This window comes from Microbulbifer maximicatervae (SeqCode) (assembly GCF_052467385.1).
Map to the genome: position 1 here is coordinate 1,516,423 of NZ_CP174311.1, position 18,898 is coordinate 1,535,320.

Annotated in this window: 16 protein-coding genes; 11 read left to right on the forward strand and 5 right to left on the reverse strand. The window is 51.8% G+C overall.

Annotated elements, in window-relative coordinates; all coding sequences use genetic code 11:
- Positions 1-118: 118 nt before the first annotated feature.
- Both ACJJIR_RS06605 and ACJJIR_RS06610 read right to left on the reverse strand, forming a co-directional pair.
- The gene (locus ACJJIR_RS06605; RefSeq protein ID WP_444907734.1) at positions 119-829 is read right to left on the reverse strand and encodes an SIMPL domain-containing protein; all 711 of its coding nucleotides are present in this window, start codon (positions 827-829) and stop codon (positions 119-121) included.
- A 161-nt stretch (positions 830-990) separates the two neighbouring features.
- Positions 991-2,157, reverse strand: coding sequence for an aminotransferase class V-fold PLP-dependent enzyme (locus ACJJIR_RS06610; protein ID WP_444907735.1), 1,167 nt, complete (start codon positions 2,155-2,157; stop codon positions 991-993).
- A gap of 75 nt (positions 2,158-2,232) precedes the next feature.
- Between ACJJIR_RS06610 and ACJJIR_RS06615 the strand changes: the two genes are divergently transcribed.
- From ACJJIR_RS06615 to ACJJIR_RS06650, 8 genes are all read left to right on the forward strand, one after another.
- Positions 2,233-2,673, forward strand: coding sequence for a VOC family protein (locus tag ACJJIR_RS06615; RefSeq protein ID WP_444907736.1), 441 nt, complete (start codon positions 2,233-2,235; stop codon positions 2,671-2,673).
- Positions 2,674-2,729: 56 nt separating this feature from the next.
- Positions 2,730-3,833, forward strand: coding sequence for a hypothetical protein (locus ACJJIR_RS06620; protein WP_444907737.1), 1,104 nt, complete (start codon positions 2,730-2,732; stop codon positions 3,831-3,833).
- Positions 3,834-3,835: 2 nt separating this feature from the next.
- Positions 3,836-4,501 carry a GntR family transcriptional regulator gene (locus ACJJIR_RS06625; protein ID WP_444907738.1) on the forward strand — a complete coding sequence of 222 codons (666 nt, stop codon included), beginning with the start codon at positions 3,836-3,838 and terminating at the stop codon, positions 4,499-4,501.
- Positions 4,502-4,713: 212 nt separating this feature from the next.
- Positions 4,714-6,063, forward strand: coding sequence for an aspartate aminotransferase family protein (locus ACJJIR_RS06630; protein ID WP_282932024.1), 1,350 nt, complete (start codon positions 4,714-4,716; stop codon positions 6,061-6,063).
- A 116-nt stretch (positions 6,064-6,179) separates the two neighbouring features.
- Positions 6,180-7,565, forward strand: coding sequence for a glutamine synthetase family protein (locus ACJJIR_RS06635; protein WP_444907739.1), 1,386 nt, complete (start codon positions 6,180-6,182; stop codon positions 7,563-7,565).
- Positions 7,566-8,027: 462 nt separating this feature from the next.
- The gene (locus tag ACJJIR_RS06640) at positions 8,028-9,404 is read left to right on the forward strand and encodes a glycosyltransferase family 4 protein (protein WP_444907740.1); all 1,377 of its coding nucleotides are present in this window, start codon (positions 8,028-8,030) and stop codon (positions 9,402-9,404) included.
- The gene (locus tag ACJJIR_RS06645) at positions 9,404-10,165 is read left to right on the forward strand and encodes a class I SAM-dependent methyltransferase (protein WP_444907741.1); all 762 of its coding nucleotides are present in this window, start codon (positions 9,404-9,406) and stop codon (positions 10,163-10,165) included. The genes ACJJIR_RS06640 and ACJJIR_RS06645 overlap by 1 nt, the downstream gene beginning before the upstream one ends.
- Complete coding sequence (locus tag ACJJIR_RS06650; protein WP_444907742.1) at positions 10,162-11,274, forward strand: prenyltransferase/squalene oxidase repeat-containing protein; 1,113 nt, start codon at positions 10,162-10,164, stop codon at positions 11,272-11,274. Before ACJJIR_RS06645 ends, ACJJIR_RS06650 begins: the two co-directional genes overlap by 4 nt.
- Here the strand turns inward: ACJJIR_RS06650 and ACJJIR_RS06655 are convergent.
- Positions 11,203-11,820 (reverse strand): class I SAM-dependent methyltransferase, encoded by a 618-nt coding sequence (locus ACJJIR_RS06655; RefSeq protein ID WP_282932028.1) that lies wholly within the window; start codon positions 11,818-11,820, stop codon positions 11,203-11,205. The genes ACJJIR_RS06650 and ACJJIR_RS06655 overlap by 72 nt on opposite strands.
- Before the next feature lie 116 nt (positions 11,821-11,936).
- Here ACJJIR_RS06655 and ACJJIR_RS06660 point away from each other — a divergent pair, with 116 nt between their 5' ends.
- Together ACJJIR_RS06660 and ACJJIR_RS06665 are read left to right on the forward strand one after the other, a co-directional pair.
- Positions 11,937-12,659: an acyltransferase gene (locus tag ACJJIR_RS06660; protein WP_444907743.1), complete on the forward strand. Its 723-nt coding sequence runs from the start codon at positions 11,937-11,939 to the stop codon at positions 12,657-12,659.
- 19 nt (positions 12,660-12,678) lie between these two features.
- The gene (locus tag ACJJIR_RS06665) at positions 12,679-13,194 is read left to right on the forward strand and encodes a shikimate kinase (protein ID WP_444907744.1); all 516 of its coding nucleotides are present in this window, start codon (positions 12,679-12,681) and stop codon (positions 13,192-13,194) included.
- A 63-nt stretch (positions 13,195-13,257) separates the two neighbouring features.
- Here the strand turns inward: ACJJIR_RS06665 and ACJJIR_RS06670 are convergent, their stop codons facing one another.
- On the reverse strand, positions 13,258-13,728 hold the full coding sequence (locus ACJJIR_RS06670; protein WP_020413378.1) for an Lrp/AsnC family transcriptional regulator: 471 nt from the start codon (positions 13,726-13,728) through the stop codon (positions 13,258-13,260).
- Between the two features lie 277 nt (positions 13,729-14,005).
- Here ACJJIR_RS06670 and ACJJIR_RS06675 point away from each other — a divergent pair, with 277 nt between their 5' ends.
- Positions 14,006-17,563 (forward strand): indolepyruvate ferredoxin oxidoreductase family protein, encoded by a 3,558-nt coding sequence (locus ACJJIR_RS06675; RefSeq protein WP_444907745.1) that lies wholly within the window; start codon positions 14,006-14,008, stop codon positions 17,561-17,563.
- Positions 17,564-17,616: 53 nt separating this feature from the next.
- Here the strand turns inward: ACJJIR_RS06675 and ACJJIR_RS06680 are convergent, their stop codons facing one another.
- Positions 17,617-18,891, reverse strand: a complete 1,275-nt coding sequence (locus ACJJIR_RS06680) for an OprO/OprP family phosphate-selective porin (protein ID WP_444907746.1) — start codon at positions 18,889-18,891, stop codon at positions 17,617-17,619.
- Between the last annotated feature and the right edge of the window lie 7 nt (positions 18,892-18,898).

Sequence of the window (18,898 nt, forward strand, 5' to 3'; positions counted from 1 at the left end):
AGCTACTACGGGGCAGCAGGGAAGAATCGAAATACGCTGTGAATATATTCAAGCCCCGAATGGCCCCAAGCACCGTGTATCCTTCCTGCCTCCGTATGTGAGTAGCTATTGCTCCGTATTAGTCCTCGAGTTCGTATACCAGATCCAGATTGACGGTAAGAGTGGTTTCTCCCGGCGATATAGGGGTGGAAGCGCTGTCTGCCATCTTGGCCCTTTCAGTGAACATCATGGGGCGTGGCATACCGCCGTTGCCATTTTCTGAAATACTGACAATGCGACGCACTTTTGTACCCAGAGCTTTTGCGTACATTTCTGCACGTTCCTGGGCGTCTTCAAGGGCTTTTTCCCGGGCTTTGGCTTGAACTGGAGCAGGTTCACCAATTTCGAAGCTCGGACCGTTGATCTGGTTGGCTCCAGCGGCAGTAAGATTGTCCAAGACCTTGCCGAGTTCATCCAGTTTGCGAACCTTCACGCTTACGGTATTTCGCGCGGTGTAACCAGTGATCCGAGGTTTTTTGTTTTGTTGGTACTGGTAGCGCGGAGACAGGTTAACGCCTGTGGTTTGAATATCTTTCTTGTTGATACCCGATTTTTTGATGGCGGCCATTAAAGACTCCATCTGATTGGCGTTATCGCGCATTGCCTGTTTGCTGTCCTCTGACTCGGTCACCACTCCGACAGAAATTTTTGCGATATCAGGAACCTGACTTGCCTCCCCCCGTGCAGCGATGGATACCATGGTCCCCCGGTCTTCTGGAGCCCGCTCGTTACCACAGGCGGTGGCGAGCAGGGCGAGAAGGGAAATTACTGAAATTTTTACTGCTTTCATAACGCTTCCTTATCCATTGAGTGCTGATTATTGTGACGAAAATGGCGCCATTATTTTATAGATTGAATCCTGAACCGCAGCTGAGCCCGTGTGCCTTTTAGGTGTGAAATATGCTCTAGCGGCGGTAGTAAAAATCACTCCGTTCTCTTAGCTCTGAAGCTTTAAGAGTTAAAAACCTGCTGGTAAGTTTCATCCTTATCGTGATAGATGGCGAATCCCAGCCTGAGAAACTGTTGTCGGCGATCACACAGAACTGCTCGAGCCTTGAGTTCTTCCTGAACCCTCTGTGAGATTTCTGGTTGTGAGCAGTTAAATGTGAAAAAGTGGCCGTGACCTTCTTCCAGGTCATGACAAATCAAGTTGTTGCGATTCAAGATGGGATGGTCTGAGTTATCCATGCTATTCAGGAATCGGGTTTGCGCATTGAGAACATAGCTGTGTATTTTCTCGATGGTAATGCCTTCGCGATGGAATAAATCGAAAATAGCCAGGGCTTTGTAGAGTGTTGAATAGTCCATGGTCGCCCCGGCAAAGCGCAGCCAATTGTCGCTATATCCGACTTCTCCCGAGCGATTCTCCAGCTCAGCCATTTCTGCGAACCAGCCGGTATTTACAGGGCGCAGTGTACAGTTCGCAGGAATTGTCATAAAACACAGGCCTTCACCGGCGCCTAGGTACTTATATGATCCTGCCGTAAAAAAAACCTTGTCTGCAACGGTTGAAAGATCGATTGGGCGGGCAAAAAAACCGTGATATCCGTCGATAACGAATTGTGTGTCGTGCGGTTTCTGTGCCGCAACCTCCAGCAGCCGGGGAAATACCACACCGGAGTCAAAAAATACCAGGCTGGCATAGGCCAGATGGTATTCATTTTTATGTAGTTCGGTTTCAAATCTTTCCGCCAGGGTGGCGTAGGGTTCTTTGGCAACTCTCGTTACCTCTACTTGAGGACGCTCTTCCAGACGTTGTAATTGGCGAGTAAAACTGTAGAACTCTCCGTCTGTAGTGAGAATGCGCAATGGTTTACTGGGATCGAATGAACTCAGTAGCCGATACACTAGTTCATGGGTATTTGGAGCTATAGCGATCAAGTCTGCCCTGGGTAGGTTGAGGGATTTTGCGATCGCCGCTTGCCATGAGGGTATCTTCTCCTCAAAAATTGGCCCCCATTTTTCATCGGCCAGAAGTGCTGAATCGCGCCAGTACTGCTGTACTGCATCAAGGGTAACATCGGGCCAGTAGTGGTGGGAGTGGCAAGCCATGTGCAGCATGGAAGAGGGGCTGCCACTGGGCGCCTGAAGGAACTCGCGATAGAATTTTTTATACATATGCGTTTAGCTTTAAAAAGCCGATTTATTTGTTATGGGCTGATTGTAGAGCTTGGCAACAAGAAGGAGTAGAGGGTGAAGTACTTACACACCATGGTTCGCGTAACCAATCTGGATGAATCTCTGGCGTTTTACTGTGAAAAGCTGGGCCTGCAGGTCGTTAGTCGAAATGATTATGATAAAGGGCGTTTCACCCTAGTGTATCTCGCAGCTCCCGAGGATCTTGAAGCGGCCAGGGAGAATAAGGCCCCGACACTGGAACTCACTTACAATTGGGACCCGGAAAGCTACACTGGCGGGCGGAATTTCGGACACTTGGCATATCGGGTAAATGATATTTACGGGGTGTGCCAACGCATGATGGATCAGGGAGTGGTTATCAACAGACCCCCGAGAGACGGTCATATGGCATTTCTTCGCTCCCCAGATGGAGTTTCCATTGAGTTGCTGCAAAGTGGAGAGCCTCTCCCACCACAGGAGCCCTGGATGTCTATGGAAAATCAGGGTGAGTGGTAGTCCGGGATAGTTGAAACCTGAGATAAATTTTGACGGCCAAGAAAAAGAGTAAGTGAGTGAAAAATACCAGTTGTATTCTACTGGCCGGAGAGACGGCTGCGCGGCGCATACGTGAAGAGGGATTGTCCCAGAGGCAATTTTCGACGCTGGTCGGCGCTTCCGGCGGTCCCAAGTGGCTGGTGATTAGCCAGTTGGATCGGGTATTGATGGGGGAGTTTTTCAAGGCGCGGAGCGAGCCAATTGTCACCTTGGGATCATCTATCGGTAGTTTTCGCAACATGTGTTACGCAATGGCAGAGCCGCTGTCAGCACTTGAGCGATTAGAGCATCACTACATCTACCAAACCTATTCTGACAAGCCCTCCCCTGAAGAGATTACTGCCGGCGGTCGCAAGATGCTGCAGGCAGTGTTGGGTGCTGAAGGTGCTCGCGAGGTAGTGGAAAATCCCATTTGGCACAGCCACTTTGTGGCGGTCAGGGGCAGGGGGCCACTGGCCAGTGAAAACAAGGCGCTGTTGGCGCCGGCATTACTCGCCTCGGCACTGGCAAATGCTGTATCTCGCAACAGCCTGAGCGCTTTTTGGGAGCGGGTGGTTTTTCATTCGCAAAAGTCGGCAGGCATTCACTTCCAGACTCTGAGCACCGAAAATATTCCGCTGACCGAGCAAAATACCTGTGCTGCTGTACTGGCCAGTGGCTGTATCCCTTTGGTAATGACAGGGGTGCAGACACCGGAGGGAGCTCCACAGGGTAATTATCGCGATGGCGGTATCACCGATTACCACTTTGATCTGCGCTTCCGCCACCCCCGGGGCCTGGTGCTCTACCCGCACTTTTTCCCCTATATGGTGCCCGGCTGGTTTGATAAAGGGCTCTCTTGGCGACGGGTTCGCGGAGATGCCATGCAATCCACTCTGGTTGTGGCTCCTTCGCCCAAATTCGTTGCCTCCTTGCCTTATGGCAAAATTCCAGACCGCAATGATTTCTACAAGCTCGACCGTGAAGACCGTTTGAAGTACTGGGGGCGGGTGGTTGATCTCAGTCGCCGGGTGGCAGATGATTTTTATGAAATTTGGCAAAGTGGCCGGGCGGCTGAACATTTAATTGAGGTGGGTGCGGAGGATGTCCCTCATATGTTGGAGCAGGTTAGGGCAGCATAGGTATGGCGCAGGAATTTAACAGTCCCCAGGAAGAGTACCGCACAACCCAGGAGAGGGTTTATTTTCAGGTGCGGGATGCCATTCTGCGGGGAAAGTTTTTGCCGGGTAGGGCGATTACTATTCGGGGCCTGGCCTCGGAGCTTAATTGCAGTCCAATGCCGGTTCGCGAAGCGTTGCGCCGCCTGACTTCGGAGCGGGCCCTGGAGCTGTCAGATACCCGCCGGGTCAGGGTACCGACAATGACCCCGGAAAAACTGGCAGAGATTTGTGCCGCTCGCGTGGCCCTGGAGTGTCAGGCCGCTGAACAGGCACTGCCATTGGTCGGGGATGCTGAATTAGCGCAACTTCGGGAGCTGGATGAGCGTGTAACAGAAGCTCTCGCTCAGAAAGACATCGAGCGCTATGTAACCACTAATCTGGAATTTCACTTTACCCTTTATCGCCTGGGGCAGCCCCATATCATCCTGTCCCTTATCGAGAGCCTGTGGCTACAGACAGCTCCCCTCCAGCACTTGGTTTTCCAGCGCTTTGGCGTGCAGGAGCTGCCAGACCGGCATCAAGATCTGCTCGAAGCTATTGCCAGTAAAGATGAGTTGAAGGTGCGCAAAGCCATTCAGCAGGATATTGAAGAGGGGCTCGGCTCTATCTCTGCAGAGGAGCTGCTGTAGCGGCTCCTTCCCCCCCCAGTTGACTATTTAGTTTCCACTTTTTCTCCTCGCACTGGCGCAATTCGACCTTATGTTTTCGGTAAGGGCAGATAGACCTTGCGCTTCTGTCGATGGCCCCACTAGAATGTGATCACAAATTAGTGGTAACGATTTGGCCTTTTGAGCCCGATTGGTGGGCGCTGAGCAAGGCCTGTGAAAGCCAGGAGAGAAATATGAACAAGACTGAGCTGCAGCAACACGACCGTGAGCACCTGCTACACCCATTTACTGACTTCCATGACTTGGGCCAGCAGGGGACCCGTGTGATTACCAGCGCTGAGGGCGCTTACATCACCGATATTGATGGCAACAAAATGCTTGATGGCATGTCAGGCCTCTGGTGTTGCAACCTCGGCTACAGCCGCAAAGAAATCAGCAATGCGATCTACGAGCAGCTGAATACCCTGCCTTTCTATAACAGCTTCTTCCAGTGCACTACGGTGCCTTCGATTGAACTTGCAGACGCCCTGGCTGAAGTGACCCCGGCGCATATGAACAATGTGTTCTTCACGGGTTCCGGTTCCGAGGCAAATGATACTAACCTGCGCCTCATCCGCCGTTTCTGGGATATCCAGGAAAAGCCGGAGAAGCGCATCGTTATTTCCCGTAAGAATGGCTATCACGGCTCTACCATTGCTGGTGCCAGCCTGGGTGGTATGAGCGGTATGCACAAGCAATTCCAGCCGCTCGACTACATTGAGTACGTACAGCAGCCCTACTGGTTTGGTGAGGGCGGCGATATGTCTCCAGAGGAGTTTGGTATCCAAGCGGCTCGCAGCTTGGATGAGAAAATCCAGGAGTTGGGCCCGGATAATGTTGCGGCGTTTATCGCTGAGCCAATCCAGGGTGCTGGCGGCGTAATTATCCCGCCGGAAACCTACTGGCCGGAAGTCAAGAAGGTGCTGGACCAGTACGACATCCTGTTGGTGATGGATGAAGTGATTTTTGGTTTCGGTCGTACCGGTGAGTGGTTCGGTGCCGACTATTACGGCATGAAGCCCGACCTGATGACTTTCGCCAAAGCAGTAACCAATGGTTACTTCCCCCTGGGCGGTACCATGGTGAGTGATCGTGTCGCTGAAGTGATCAAAACCAAAGGTGGCGAGTTTACCCACGGTTACACCTACTCCGCGCACCCGGCTGCCTGTATGGCAGGTCTGGCAACTATCAATATTCTGCGCAACGAGAAGATTATCGAGAATGTCCGCGATGTAACCGGCCCCTACCTGTCCAAGCGCTGGGCTGAACTGGCGGAGCATCCGATCGTTGGCGAAACCCGCAGTTTGGGTATGGTCGGTGCCTTGGAGCTGGTAAAAGATAAGGCCAGCCGCGCTCGTTTTGATGATGACTGCACCGCTGGTGCGGTATGTCGTGACCTGAGTATCAAGCACGGTTTGGTGATGCGCGCCGTTGGCGATGCCATGGTTATCGCACCACCGCTGATTATGACCACTGAACAGGTCGATGAGCTGGTAGAAAAAGCGCACCGCGCCCTGGACGACACTGCTAAAGCACTGGCGTAACATAGCGGCAAGATACTCTGTTGCAGAGGCGGTCTGATACCCCGTTTTCCATAGTTTGAATGGAAAAGCGGTGTTGGGCCGTCTCTGCGTTTAGATTGAATCACCCCAGGCACCTTATGTCTCAAGAAAAAGAATTCACCGCCCAGCCCGATCTGCTGGAGCAGTCGCAAAAATTCCTGGCAGAGCACTCGGACCTAAAGTGGATCGAAGGCTTTATGTTCGATATCAATGGCGTGCCGCGAGGGAAGTGGTTGCCGGCAGAAGCTGCGGAGAAATTGCTCAAGGGCAGTCTGCAAATGCCGCGTAGCGCGGTCAGTCTCGATATCTGGGGGCGGGATATCGAAGACAGTCCGCTGGTATTTGCCAGTGGAGACAGCGATGGCGTTTGTCTGCCAGTTTCGCCTATTAGCCTGGCGCCCTGGCATCGCGAGTCCACTGCCCAGCTGCATATGCAGTTGCATGAGGCAGATGGCTCCTCTCTCTATGCCGATCCCCGCAGCCAGTTGCAACGCGTGGTAGAGCGTCTCGGCAAACTGGGTTATACCGCCGTGTGTGCGACCGAGCTGGAATTCTATCTGCTCCGCGATGAGGTGGATCATCTGGCGCGTCCGCGCCCGGTTAGCGATAACGACGCCGAGCTGGTGCCTTCCACCGACGTTTACGATCTGTCCGAGCTCAATGCACAGCGACACTTCTTTGCCGATGTGCGAGCTGCTTGCGAGGCGCAGGGTATTCCCGCAGATTCAGTATTGTCGGAGTGTGCGCCGGGACAGTTTGAAATCAATCTGTTGCACAGTGCCGATCCCGTTAAAGTGGCAGACCAAACATTACTGTTTAAGCGCTTGTTAAAAGGAGTGGCGCGCAGTCACGGCTTCCGCGTGAGTACCATGGCCAAGCCTTTCGGGGATCAGGCGGGTAACGGAATGCACGTGCATATGAGTTTGATCGATGCCAATGGAAAGAACGTTTTTGATGACGGTTCTGACACTGGCTCCGATTTACTGCGTTATGCCGCAGCAGGAATGCTGGCGACTGCCAACGATGCGATGGCGTTTTTCGCACCTCACAGCAATTCCTATCGCCGCTTCCAGGAGAGCTCTCACGCACCGTTGAATCTCTGCTGGGGCTACGATAATCGCACTACAACTTTGCGTGTGCCCGCCAGCGATCCTGTGGCGCGGCGTATCGAGCACCGCATTGCGGGGGCGGATGTTAACCCCTATCTGGTGTTAGCTGCGATTCTCACTGGTGTGTGTCATGGCATTGAGAACCAGATGGAAGCGCCTGCACCTGTGGAAGGCGATGCTTATCAGGTGGAGAGTGAGAAGTTGATCAATACCTGGAGTGGCGCACTGGAGCGCTTTGAGCAGAGCCCCTTGTGGCGCGAGTATCTTGATCCGCGCTTTGTGGAATTGTTCTCTCTGTTGAAAAGACAGGAGCAAGTAGAGATAGCTGCCCGCGTTACCGATGTTGAATACCAGAGTTATCTGCATCGGGTATAAACATTGGCGGTGTGCTTTAGCGCCGATTGCCGTTTTAGTGAACGGCTTTCACGACAGGAGAGTTAGTGGGGGTATTTCCTCTGCTATACCTAAATTTAAGTGCGTAATGTGCTTGAAACTCTCCTCCTGAAAGTGTGTTCGAGAAATCTGGCCCGCCTTTTGGCGGGCATTTTTTTATTCTCGATTGACTTATTTCCACTTCCTGTTCGCATTAATCCCTTCTTTTAAAGTCGCCATGGCTTGAGTGTATCGAATGACACGGTGTGCGGTTGCTGGGCTTTTGTTGCTATTTTGGCTTGCGAGCACACATCCTTGGGCCAGGATACCAAGAGTGTGGACCGCTTCCGCCTAGCAGTCATTTCTCCGCCAGTGTATTCTTCCGCTTTACCAGCGAGACACCCCAGACGGTCGGCTCTTAGACGTTGGCATTCGCAGAATGTCTGTGCGAGAGCGGATAATGTTATGGGGTATAAGAATATTGCAGATGGGGAAACTATGACCGCCTTGGGAAATTGTGCAGACGGTCCAACGGCTGGCGAGACGCAGCCACTAAAAATATGCCTTTTGGGGTATCGCAGCAATCCACATAGTGGTGGTCAGGGCATCTACCTGCGCTACCTGAGTAAAGCACTGGTTGATGCTGGTCACTCCGTGGATGTTATTTCTGGCCAGCCCTATCCAGAACTCGATGAGCGCGTAAAACTCATCAAAATGCCAGGGTTGAATCTCTATGAAGTTGAGCGTCCAGCGCGGGCCTTGAAACCTCGCCACCTGCTCTCGTGGGCGGATTTTTTTGAATGGTGGAGTAAGCTTACCGGCGGTTTTGCCGAGCCTTATACCTTTGGCCGTCGGGTAAATAAATACCTGTGCAAGCACGGCAAACAATACGACATTGTTCACGATAACCAATCACTGTGTTACGGCTTGCTGGATATCGAGAAAAATGGATTGCCTGTTGTCGCGACAATTCATCACCCCATTACCCGGGATCGTCAACTGGCATTAGATGCCGCCCCCGATTGGCGTTTTCGTTTGCTGGTACGTCGTTGGCATAATTTTTTGAATATGCAGATCAAGGTATCGCGGAAGCTTCGCCATATCGTGACCGTTTCCAGGCAATCTGAGCGGGATATTATCGAGCAGTTTGGCGTAGCTCCCGAGCAGATTCACCTGATTTACAACGGTATTGATACCGAATTATTCAACCCAGGGGCAGAGAATAAGCGCTTGCCTCTGCGAATTATGACCACCGCATCGGCAGACCAGCCGCTTAAAGGTCTGCGCTTTTTATTACAGGCGTTGGCGGAATTACGCCAGGAATATGAAAACATAGAGTTGTTGGTGGTTGGCAAATTACGCGAAGGTGGCGCCACGGAACACTTGCTTCACGATCTGGATCTTCAGGATAGGGTTCAGTTTGTCTCCGGTATTTCTAACGAAGAACTGGTCGATAATTACCGCAAGGCTACAGCGGTAGTTTGCCCATCGCTCTACGAAGGATTTGGTTTACCTGCCGGAGAGGCAATGGCATGTGGTGCTCCGGTAGTATCCAGTGACGGGGGTGCTTTGCCTGAGGTGGTTGGGGATGCAGGAATCGTGGTCCCTGCAGGAAATCACGAAGCTTTGGCCAATGCCCTACGCCAGGTTTTATCCAGCGAAGCGCTGCGAATAGAACTCAGTGAGAAAGGTCGCCAGCGCATTGAAAGTAAATTTTCCTGGAAAATCGCTGCAGAGAGTTTGGTGAAATATTACCGGGAAATTCTCGGACATACATTGGCGGAACAGCCCAGTAGTCATGAAATAGAAACTCCGAATATGCGCAGTGCGGAGGCGGCTTGATGATTACTGTAGATCCCCAGCATTTAAATCTTCGCCCTGGCCAAAAAGTCCTCGACTTGGGGTGCGGTGAAGGGCGCCATTCCATTCACTTGATGATCACCGATGAGGTTGATGTTTACGGCATTGACCTGTGTTTTGATGATGTGCGCACTGCCAGTGAGCGAGCGGAACCTTTCCGCTCTCCCGAGCATTCAAAGGGTCGCTTGCAGTTCGGAGTTGCCAATGGCTTGCAACTACCATTTGCCGATGGGAGTTTTGATGTGGTTATCTGCTCAGAGGTACTTGAGCATATCCCCGATTACAAGTCTGTCCTGGCTGAGATTAACCGGGTATTAAAACCCTCTGGTATTTTTGCCGCGACAGTACCGGCATTTTTTCCCGAGTGGGTGTGCTGGAAACTCAGCGATGAATACCATCAGGTTGAGGGTGGGCATATCCGAATATTCCGCGAGCGCGAGCTGCGAGAGGATATTGAAAGGCTGGGACACCACTATTTTGCCCGGCATAAGGCCCATGCGTTACATGCACCTTACTGGTGGTTAAAGTGTTTGTTTTGGGACAAGCCCGATTCCCGTTTGGTCTCTGCCTATCACCGCCTGTTGGTGTGGGATCTGATGAAGAAACCAGCCTTTACCCGGATTCTCGAAAAACTATTGAACCCGCTGTTGGGAAAAAGTATCGCTCTCTATTTTGTGAAACCTGCCGGGTCGACACAACGAGTAGATACGCCTCTCTCTCTGCCTGAGGGAGCTGAAGCATGAGTAAAGTTTCTGTGCCGGCAAAAGCTTCTGGTCTTTTCCCTGAAGGATTTATCCAGGATAGCGCCGCCTATATTCTCTCCCAACAGCTCCCCGATGGTTCAATTCCCTGGTTTAAAGGGGGTTATGCCGATCCCTGGGATCATGTTGAGGCCGCTATGGGGCTCGCCATTGCTGGAGAGTTCAGTGCTGCTGAAAACGCCTATTGCTGGTTGGCTGAGATTCAGCTGGAAGACGGCAGCTGGTGGGCCGCTTATAAAGATGGCGATATTGACAACCGGGAGCGCCGTGAAACCAATTTTGTTGCCTATGTGGCAACAGGAATTTGGCAATACTTTCTGATTAGTAGAGACACACTGTTTTTACAGCGCTATTGGCCGATGGTGGAGCGTGCAATCGAGTTTGTATTGCGTTTGCAAACGGAATTTGGCGAAATTCATTGGGCGGTAGATTCAGAGGGTGCCCCTATGGAAGATGCCCTGATCACCGGTTGCTCCTCCATTTATAAAAGTCTGGAATGCGCAATTAATATTGCCCACCAGCTAGGGGTTGCTCGCCACCAATGGATACTTGCCCGGGAAGCTCTGGGTGATGCGCTGCGCAATAAACCGGAGCGCTTTGATCGCACCTGGGAAAGCAAGGCGCGCTTTTCAATGGACTGGTTTTATCCCGTATTAACCGGTGCCTTTTCTGGTGAGGCAGCGCAGTTGCGTCTTCAGCAGCGCTGGGATGAGTTTGTCGTGGCTGGTTTGGGTTGTCGTTGCGTCAGCGATGAGCCCTGGGTGACGGTGGCTGAATCTTGCGAACTTACTATGTCCCTAATCGCTGCTGGCCAGCGTTCGCGGGCGGAAATTTTGTATCGCGGTTTGCACCGTTGGCAGGATAAAGATGGGGGCTACTGGACCGGTTATGTCTACCGGGATGAGGCCATCTGGCCGGAGGAAAAAACCACCTGGACTGTAGGGGCCATGCTTCTGGCTGCCGATGCGCTCGCCGGATTAACGCCAGCGAGCGAGCTGTTTACATCGGTGCGCCTGACCCTAAATGCGGCGCAGGATTCCCAGGGTGTCGACAGTTTCGACGAGCTCGAATTGAGCGGAAGCCAGGGCTAGTTTGTAAATATCGTAGGGCGCTTGGCCGCCATCGGCGGGGTCCGGGAAAATGTCGTGGATAGCCAGGTAGCCACCGGGCACGATATGGCGGGACCAGCTGCGATAATCGGTCATGGCCGCTTCCAGGGAGTGGCCGCCGTCAATAAATACGAGACCCAAAGGGGTATTCCAGCAGCGTGCAGCTGTTGCGGAGGGGGCGACGACGGGAACAACCCAGTCATCCAATTCAGCCGCGCGAATATTCGCGCGGAAAGTGCGAAAACTGTCCATTAAATTGGCCTGGCCATCAAACAGTTCGGGATCGTGATACTCCTCTCCGGGCTGGTGCTCTTCAGATCCTCGATGGTGGTCCACGGCGAACAGGACGTTATCGGTCAGCTTACAGGCACTGGCCAGGTAAATTGATGATTTGCCGCAGTAGCTGCCCACTTCAAGACAGGGACCCAGTGAGCTGGCTTCAGCTGCCAGGTGGTAGAGAGCTTCCCCTTCATGGGCGGCGAGGAAACCTTTAATTGCTCGAATATCAATAGGTAGATTTAGGGACATGGGTAAACGCTTGCTATTTTTCGTGGCCGAAACACTAAACTGCCGCTAGTACAAAAGCAATTGGGTTTTTACTCAGGGCTCCGTAAATACCATAAAATATAAGTAGAAATTAAATTATGCGTAAGGATCACAGGCCCTATTGGCTCAAGCGACTGCAGCTGCGTTGGCGAAAATGGCGAACAGAGTATTTCCTTCTGCCACAATTCGATGCGGTTGGGGTTGAGCCGGAAGTAATGGACCCGGGTTCTGTCCATGTTTTTGGCGGAAATATTCGGCTCGGAAATTATCCTCACTTAATCTCCAACAACGAGAAGTGTATTCGCTTTACCACTTTTGGGCACAAGGGGGGAGAGGCATTTATTACTATTGGGGATTTCGTATTGATCTCTCCAGGGGTACGTATTTCTGCGGCTCAATCTATTGAGATTGGCGATGCCTGTATGATCGCAGCCAATGTGTATATTTCCGATTCTGATTGGCATGGGCTCTACAATCGCACGCGGCCCTTCCGTTGTACCTCCCCGGTGCGCCTGGGTAACAATGTTTGGATTGGAGATAGTGCAACCATCTGCAAAGGTGTCACTATCGGTGATAATTCTGTAGTGGGAGCCGGCAGTATCGTCACCAAGGATGTCCCCGCAAATATGGTTGTTGCAGGCAATCCGGCAAAACCCATTAAATCAATTAATCCCAAGCGGCGAATGATTACCCGCGAGGCATTATTTGCCGATGCCTTTCGCCAAGCGCATAATCTGGATGAATTGGATAAGATGATGTTGGGTGGGAACACCTTATTGGGCTGGTTGCGCTCGGTATTCTTTCCCCGCCGTAGCGATTGAATGTGCAAGTATTAATAAAATGAAAAAAAGAAAAAGTATCGTCCTGATTGGAATGCCCGGCGCCGGTAAAAGTACGCTGGGGGTGTTGTTGGCAAAGGAGTTAGCACTGGGGTTTACAGATACTGATGTTCTGATCCAGTCCAGAGAGGGCAAGACTTTGCAGCAAATTATGGCTGAAAGTGACTATCTTAATCTCCGCGCCATTGAAGGGGAGGTATTAGCTGAGGCCACCCTCCCCAGTGATGTTATTGCCACTGGCGGAAGCGCAGTCTATAGCGATGAGGGTATGGCGAATCTACGCAGTCAGGGTGTGGTAGTGTTTCTTCAGTGTTCAGCGGAGGAACTGCGCCGGCGTATCCACAATTATGAAAGCCGAGGCATAGCGAAGGCGCCCGGGCAGTCTTTTGCGGACTTATTTGAAGAGCGACAGGCCCTTTACCGGCAATATGCAGAAATAACGGTGGATTGTGACAGTAAATCACTGCAGGAAACCCTTGATCATTTACTTAATGCGCTGCGGGAGCTTGCAGAGTAACCGAAATTTTCTCAGTAAGCCCCATGCGTTAAAGCAAGGGGCTTTACTTTTCACACTTTTGGCTTAAAGTGGCAGCTGGGTGGTGTACTTCACCTGCTTGAGGGCAAAGGTGGAGTTGACTGAGGCCACGTTTGGCAGGTGTACCAGGGAGCGTTTCAGTAATTGCTCATAGTGTTCCACACTATCCACTACAACGCGCAGGACATAGTCTTTGTCTCCGCTGGTGGAATAGCACTCTACCACCTCCTGGACATCCTGAACTGCTGATTCAAAGTTGTTCAGGGATTCCTCATCGTGATTGTGGATGGTAACGTAGCAGTATACGGTAACACCCAGATCCAATTTGCGTGGGTCCAGCAAGGTAACACGGCCACGGATAATACCTTCGGCTTCCAACCGCTTGATTCTGCGCCAGCAGGGAGTATGCGAAAGACCGACTTTATCGCCTAGCTCTGCCATGGAGTAATCTGCGTTCTCCTGCAGCGCTCGCAGAATCTTACGGTCAAAATCATCCAGGTCTGTCGAACGCTTCATAAAGACTCCTATCCTATAAAAATTATCTATATCGAAACTTCTATCACAAATTTACGCATATTTGCGTGAATAAAGCAATGCTCTATTGCGCTTAACGAACTAGTATGACCTGACTAAACCGTTTCGGGATAGGTGCAGTGTGCCCTCAGCCGCTCTGGGACTTTGCGGCAAATATAAAAACAGGCGCATCTGACCACGGAAAACGGACTATTCGGAAGAATAATGACTAATAACTCGAACCGGGTTTCGAGAAGAATAATTAACCGGAAGTAGGTGTATGACTGAAAAAGTAACCAGTCCTCAAAGTACGGCGGATTCCCAAGTAAAAAAACAGGTTTCATTGGACGACCGCTACACCATGCTCAAGGGCCGTGTGCTCCTTTCAGGTATCCAGGCCCTTGTGCGCTTACCTATAGACCAGATGCGAATGGACCGGGATCGCGGCCTCAATACCGCGACTTTTATCTCCGGTTATCGGGGGTCTCCCTTAGGTGGCTACGACCTGCAGTTATCCAGGGCGAAAAAACTGCTGGGAGAGTACAACATCCGTTTCCAGCCTGGCGTCAATGAAGAGTTGGCGGCTACGGCAGTTTGGGGTTCCCAGCAGGTGGGCTTGTTCGAGGGCGCAGAAGTGGATGGCGTCTGCGGGATTTGGTATGGCAAGACACCGGGGGTCGACCGCTCCTGCGATGCATTTCGCCATGCCAACGCCGCTGGCTCCTCTCCCAAAGGTGGCGCACTGATCGTTGCTGGCGATGACCACGGTTGTAAGTCATCCTCCTATCCAGGGCAGTCTGAATTTGCCTTTGTGGATATGCATATTCCAGTACTTAACCCCGCCACCGTGCAGGAAGTGTTGGATTATGGTCACTACGGGCTGGAGCTATCCCGCTTTAGCGGCTGCTGGGTGGCAATGATCACCCTGGCAGAAAATATGGATAGCTCTGCGACCGTGGAAGTGGACCCTGAGCGGGTTAAATTCCACTACCCGGATATTGAACGTCCCGAGGGCGGCCTGAATATTCGCAAGCAGGACAACCCTCTCGAGCAGGAAGAGCGCCTGTGGCGCTACAAGCGCCCTGCTGCGCTGGCTTTTGCCCGCGCCAATAAACTCAACAAGGTTGTACTGGAAAATCCTGAGGCGAGCCTCGGCATCGTCACCACCGGTAAGGCCCATCTGGACTTGATGCAGGCCTTCGAAGATATGGGTATCGATGAGCAGAAGGCCAAGCAGCTCGGTATTCGAATCCTTAAAGTGGGTATGACCTACCCGTTGGATGTGCCGGGTATCCAGGAGTTTGCCCGTGGCTTGGATACGCTGCTGGTGCTTGAGGAAAAACGCAGTTTGATGGAAGTACAGCTGAAAGAAGAGCTGTACAACGTCCACGTGAAGGACCCGAATTTCCCGCGTATTCTCGGTAAAGTGGATGATAGTGATCAGCCGCTGATGCCCGCTTATGGCGAGCTGTCGCCAGCGATTATTGCCCAGGTATTGGGTTTTGTTTTGGGTGAGGACAAGTTGGATGAAGGCGGCAAACACCGCTTGATGCGCCTCAATGCCCTGGCTGAACGTATTTCCCAGCAGACTGGCTCAAGTGTGTCTCGCTTGCCTATGTTCTGTGCCGGCTGCCCCCACAACCGTTCCACCAAGGTGCCGGAGGGAAGCCGTGCCCTGGCAGGTATTGGTTGTCACTATATGGCCCAGTGGCTGGACCGGGAGACTTATACCTTCACCCAAATGGGTGCCGAAGGAGTTAACTGGGTAGGGCAGGCGCCGTTTACAACTGAAAAGCATGTCTTTGTAAACCTGGGTGATGGTACCTATTTCCACTCCGGTATTTTAGCTATTCGTGCTTCCGTGGCTGCCAAGGTCAATATCACTTACAAGATCCTGTTTAACGATGCAGTCGCCATGACAGGCGGCCAGCCCCACGATGGTGAGTTGGCTCCGGATATGATCTGTCGCCAAGTTTTGGCAGAAGGGGTTCAGAAAGTTGTCCTGGTGATGGATAACCCGGATAAATACAAGGGGGCGCTGTCCTTCCCCAGTGAAGTTGAAATTCATCACCGGGATTACTTGCCCGTTGTAATGGATGAGCTGCGTGAGGTTGAAGGCTGTACCGTTATAATTTACGACCAGACCTGTGCCACCGAACTTCGCCGCAAGCGCAAGCGCGGGCTACTGCCTAAAGCCGAGGGGCGCCCCTTTATCAACGAGCTGGTGTGTGAAGGCTGTGGGGACTGCGTCCAGCAGTCGAGCTGTATCGCTGTTGAGAAAGTGGAAACGGCGCAGGGTGATAAACGCAGGGTGAACCAAACCGGCTGCAACCAGGATATGTCCTGCGTTAACGGCTTCTGCCCCTCATTTGTCACTGTGAAGGGTGGCAATATTGCCAAGGGCGCCGGGGTAGGTGACGTGTTGCGAACTGAAGCGGCCAAGTTGCCCTCGCCACAGCTTCCGGGCTTACAGCAGCCGTATAACTTCCTGGTTACCGGCGTTGGCGGTACGGGTGTAGTGACCATTGGCGCCTTGCTAGCGATGGCGGCACATATCGAGGACAAAGCGTGCAGCACCCTTGATCAGACCGGATTGGCTCAGAAGGGCGGAGCGGTTTACTCCCATATTCGCTTTGCGGCTGCGCCCGAGTCTTTGCAGGCGGTACGTATTTCCGACGGTCGTGCCGATGCCCTAATGGCCTGTGACCTGATTGCAGCCGGCAATGTGGCAGCATGTTTGGTTAAACTGGATAAATCTCACAGTCGCGCGGTAGTGAATACCCACTTGAGCCCAACGGCGGCAACGGTTCTCGGGCGTGAGGATGTCCACTCACCGCAAGCGGTATTGGATACGGTGAGTGGCGCGGTTAATGAGCTCAGCTCAGTAGAAGCGCATCGCCTCACCAAGGCAGCTCTGGGTGATACGCTCGCCGCCAACATTTTTATGCTCGGCTACGCCTGGCAGAAAGGGTTGATTCCGCTAACTGAAGCCTCCCTGCTGGAAGCGATCCGCTTAAACGGTGTCGCTGTGGAAGGAAATCTGCAGGGATTTGCTGCAGGGCGGTTGGCGGCAGAAAATCGCAACGCTCTGGACAAACTGTTAACCCACGAAAAAGTTGCAGTAGAGGTACCACAAACTCTTGAAGCGATTGTGGCTCACCGGGTGGAGCACCTCACAGGTTATCAAAATACGGACCTCGCCGAGCGTTACCGCAGTTTGGTCGATACGGTGAAATCTGCTGAGATTTTAAAAGTGCCCGGGAATGTCCAGTTGGCCGAGGTGGTTGCGCGCAATTATGCAAAATTGCTTGCCTATAAGGATGAGTACGAGGTGGCTCGCCTATATACCGATAGCCGCTTTACCGAATCGCTAAAAGAGAACTTCAGTGGTGACTTTACCCTGGAGTTCAATTTGGCTCCCCCTTTACTGGCGCGCTTCGATAAAGCCTTGGGGCGTCCCCGCAAAATGAAATTTGGCGGTTGGATGTATAAGGCATTTGGTGTTTTGGCGAAGCTGAAGTTCTTGCGCGGATCGGCGCTTGATATTTTTGGCTATACAGCTGAGCGAAAAATGGAGAGGGCACTGATTAGCGAATATGAAGAGTTGGTTAAGAAAGTTCTGGGCCAATTAAATTCGCAGAATCACGCTGCTGCAGTTGAGCTACTTCAATATCCGGATATCATCCGGGGCTACGGCCCGGTGAAGGAGGCCAATATTGAGAAAGCGAAAGAACAGCGAAATATCGCATTAAATCGATTTGAAAACCCGGTTCGGGATATAAAACTTTCAGCGGAAGTTGAGGTTTTTGACCCAGCTAAGGCACAGCAAGTAGGTTAATTGCCTGTTTGATAAAGTGGCTTGAGGACTGTCTTGAGTCACTTTATACCCCCCTACCAAACCCCTTGTAATCGTATGGCGAATTGGTTGGTTTTATCTCCAGTAAAATCGTCATCGCCGAGGGTGATGTTCATCATTACCCGGATTTTTGGGTTGAAATAGTAATTGACCCCAAGTGTAAAATTACTGGCTCGTAGCTGGCGAAAATCCCGATTCTCTATAGCGGTATATCTTGCGGCAACTTCCCAGGCACCCTCTGGAGGAGATGGCTTGATAGATTTAAATACTCCGATCTTGGAGTCGTAGGGTTTATGTTGGCCGGTAATTGCCCAGCTTCCCATAATGTACCAGGCATGAACATCCTGCCCGCCAATAAAGCATCCGCTTATGGGATCGCAAAAAAAACTTGGCGGAAGACCGAAGAATTCCTCATAGGTCAATTCAGAGAGGTATATCTTCCCCGTGAAATGACCATACGCATATTCCGCTTGGCCGAATAGAGGGCCGTAAGTCGCAGCTAGCTCGAAACCGGTAGTGTTGACTCTGCCCCCACCATCCCCAAGGAAGAACTCATCGTCACCAAACTCGCCAAAAAAATTATCTGATCCGCCAGGTGTGATTGCTATCAGCTGCTCCGGCCCTCGTCGGCCCGCATAGGCAACTTCAGCAACGATATCGGGACTGTCTTGATTCGCTTTTTCGTAGCTACGGTATACACCCAGGTGAACTGTTGATAAGGCATCGTTAATTGGGGCCCAGGTCAGTCGGGTTGCTGCGCCAAACCCAGAATTTCTGGGGTCACCGGGGTCTCGTAAATTGAATAACGTAAAACCAAATGTATAACAGCACCAATGCGTATGCCAGTCGATACCCTGTTGACGTCCACGTCCAGAATAAATACCTGCAGCGCTGGTAAATGCCCGCTCCATAAGCACTAGGTCATTGGAGCTTGTCAGCTCATTGATTGAGCGGCTGGGTTTAAAATTGCCGATGGTTAGTTTTCCCGTATAGAACTTTGTTGCTAAGTAGACATCCCTCAACCCTCCAGCTCCATCATCAGCAAAGTCTCTTTCAAGCTTATAGTTCCACTTCCATAGATTGCCTTTCATTGTCAATCTAACCCGACGGAAGTCGGTTGTATTGACCGGATCTTCTAGGTCTTTGTCAAAAATGTATGTATCGAAGTGAATCCTTCCGCCGAGTTGTGCGGAGAAATCCCCATCGTCAGAGACAATTTTCAGCCCGCCTTTTGTCTCGGCTTCATCAGCAATAGCCGGGAAGCTAAAAAAAAGAATTGATATGGCACAGTATGCTCCCCAGCATTTCATCGGACGC

What these genes read in the sequence shown, in the direction of transcription:
- ACJJIR_RS06645 (WP_444907741.1), top strand. Translation starts at nt 9,404, where the DNA reads ATGATTACTGTAGATCCCCAGCATTTAAATCTTCGCCCTGGCCAAAAA.
- ACJJIR_RS06670 (WP_020413378.1), bottom strand. Translation starts at nt 13,728, where the DNA reads ATGAAGCGTTCGACAGACCTGGATGATTTTGACCGTAAGATTCTGCGA.
- ACJJIR_RS06650 (WP_444907742.1), top strand. Translation starts at nt 10,162, where the DNA reads ATGAGTAAAGTTTCTGTGCCGGCAAAAGCTTCTGGTCTTTTCCCTGAA.
- ACJJIR_RS06605 (WP_444907734.1), bottom strand. Translation starts at nt 829, where the DNA reads ATGAAAGCAGTAAAAATTTCAGTAATTTCCCTTCTCGCCCTGCTCGCC.
- ACJJIR_RS06660 (WP_444907743.1), top strand. Translation starts at nt 11,937, where the DNA reads ATGCGTAAGGATCACAGGCCCTATTGGCTCAAGCGACTGCAGCTGCGT.
- ACJJIR_RS06630 (WP_282932024.1), top strand. Translation starts at nt 4,714, where the DNA reads ATGAACAAGACTGAGCTGCAGCAACACGACCGTGAGCACCTGCTACAC.
- ACJJIR_RS06655 (WP_282932028.1), bottom strand. Translation starts at nt 11,820, where the DNA reads ATGTCCCTAAATCTACCTATTGATATTCGAGCAATTAAAGGTTTCCTC.
- ACJJIR_RS06610 (WP_444907735.1), bottom strand. Translation starts at nt 2,157, where the DNA reads ATGTATAAAAAATTCTATCGCGAGTTCCTTCAGGCGCCCAGTGGCAGC.
- ACJJIR_RS06665 (WP_444907744.1), top strand. Translation starts at nt 12,679, where the DNA reads ATGAAAAAAAGAAAAAGTATCGTCCTGATTGGAATGCCCGGCGCCGGT.
- ACJJIR_RS06680 (WP_444907746.1), bottom strand. Translation starts at nt 18,891, where the DNA reads ATGAAATGCTGGGGAGCATACTGTGCCATATCAATTCTTTTTTTTAGC.
- ACJJIR_RS06640 (WP_444907740.1), top strand. Translation starts at nt 8,028, where the DNA reads ATGGGGTATAAGAATATTGCAGATGGGGAAACTATGACCGCCTTGGGA.
- ACJJIR_RS06635 (WP_444907739.1), top strand. Translation starts at nt 6,180, where the DNA reads ATGTCTCAAGAAAAAGAATTCACCGCCCAGCCCGATCTGCTGGAGCAG.
- ACJJIR_RS06675 (WP_444907745.1), top strand. Translation starts at nt 14,006, where the DNA reads ATGACTGAAAAAGTAACCAGTCCTCAAAGTACGGCGGATTCCCAAGTA.
- ACJJIR_RS06625 (WP_444907738.1), top strand. Translation starts at nt 3,836, where the DNA reads ATGGCGCAGGAATTTAACAGTCCCCAGGAAGAGTACCGCACAACCCAG.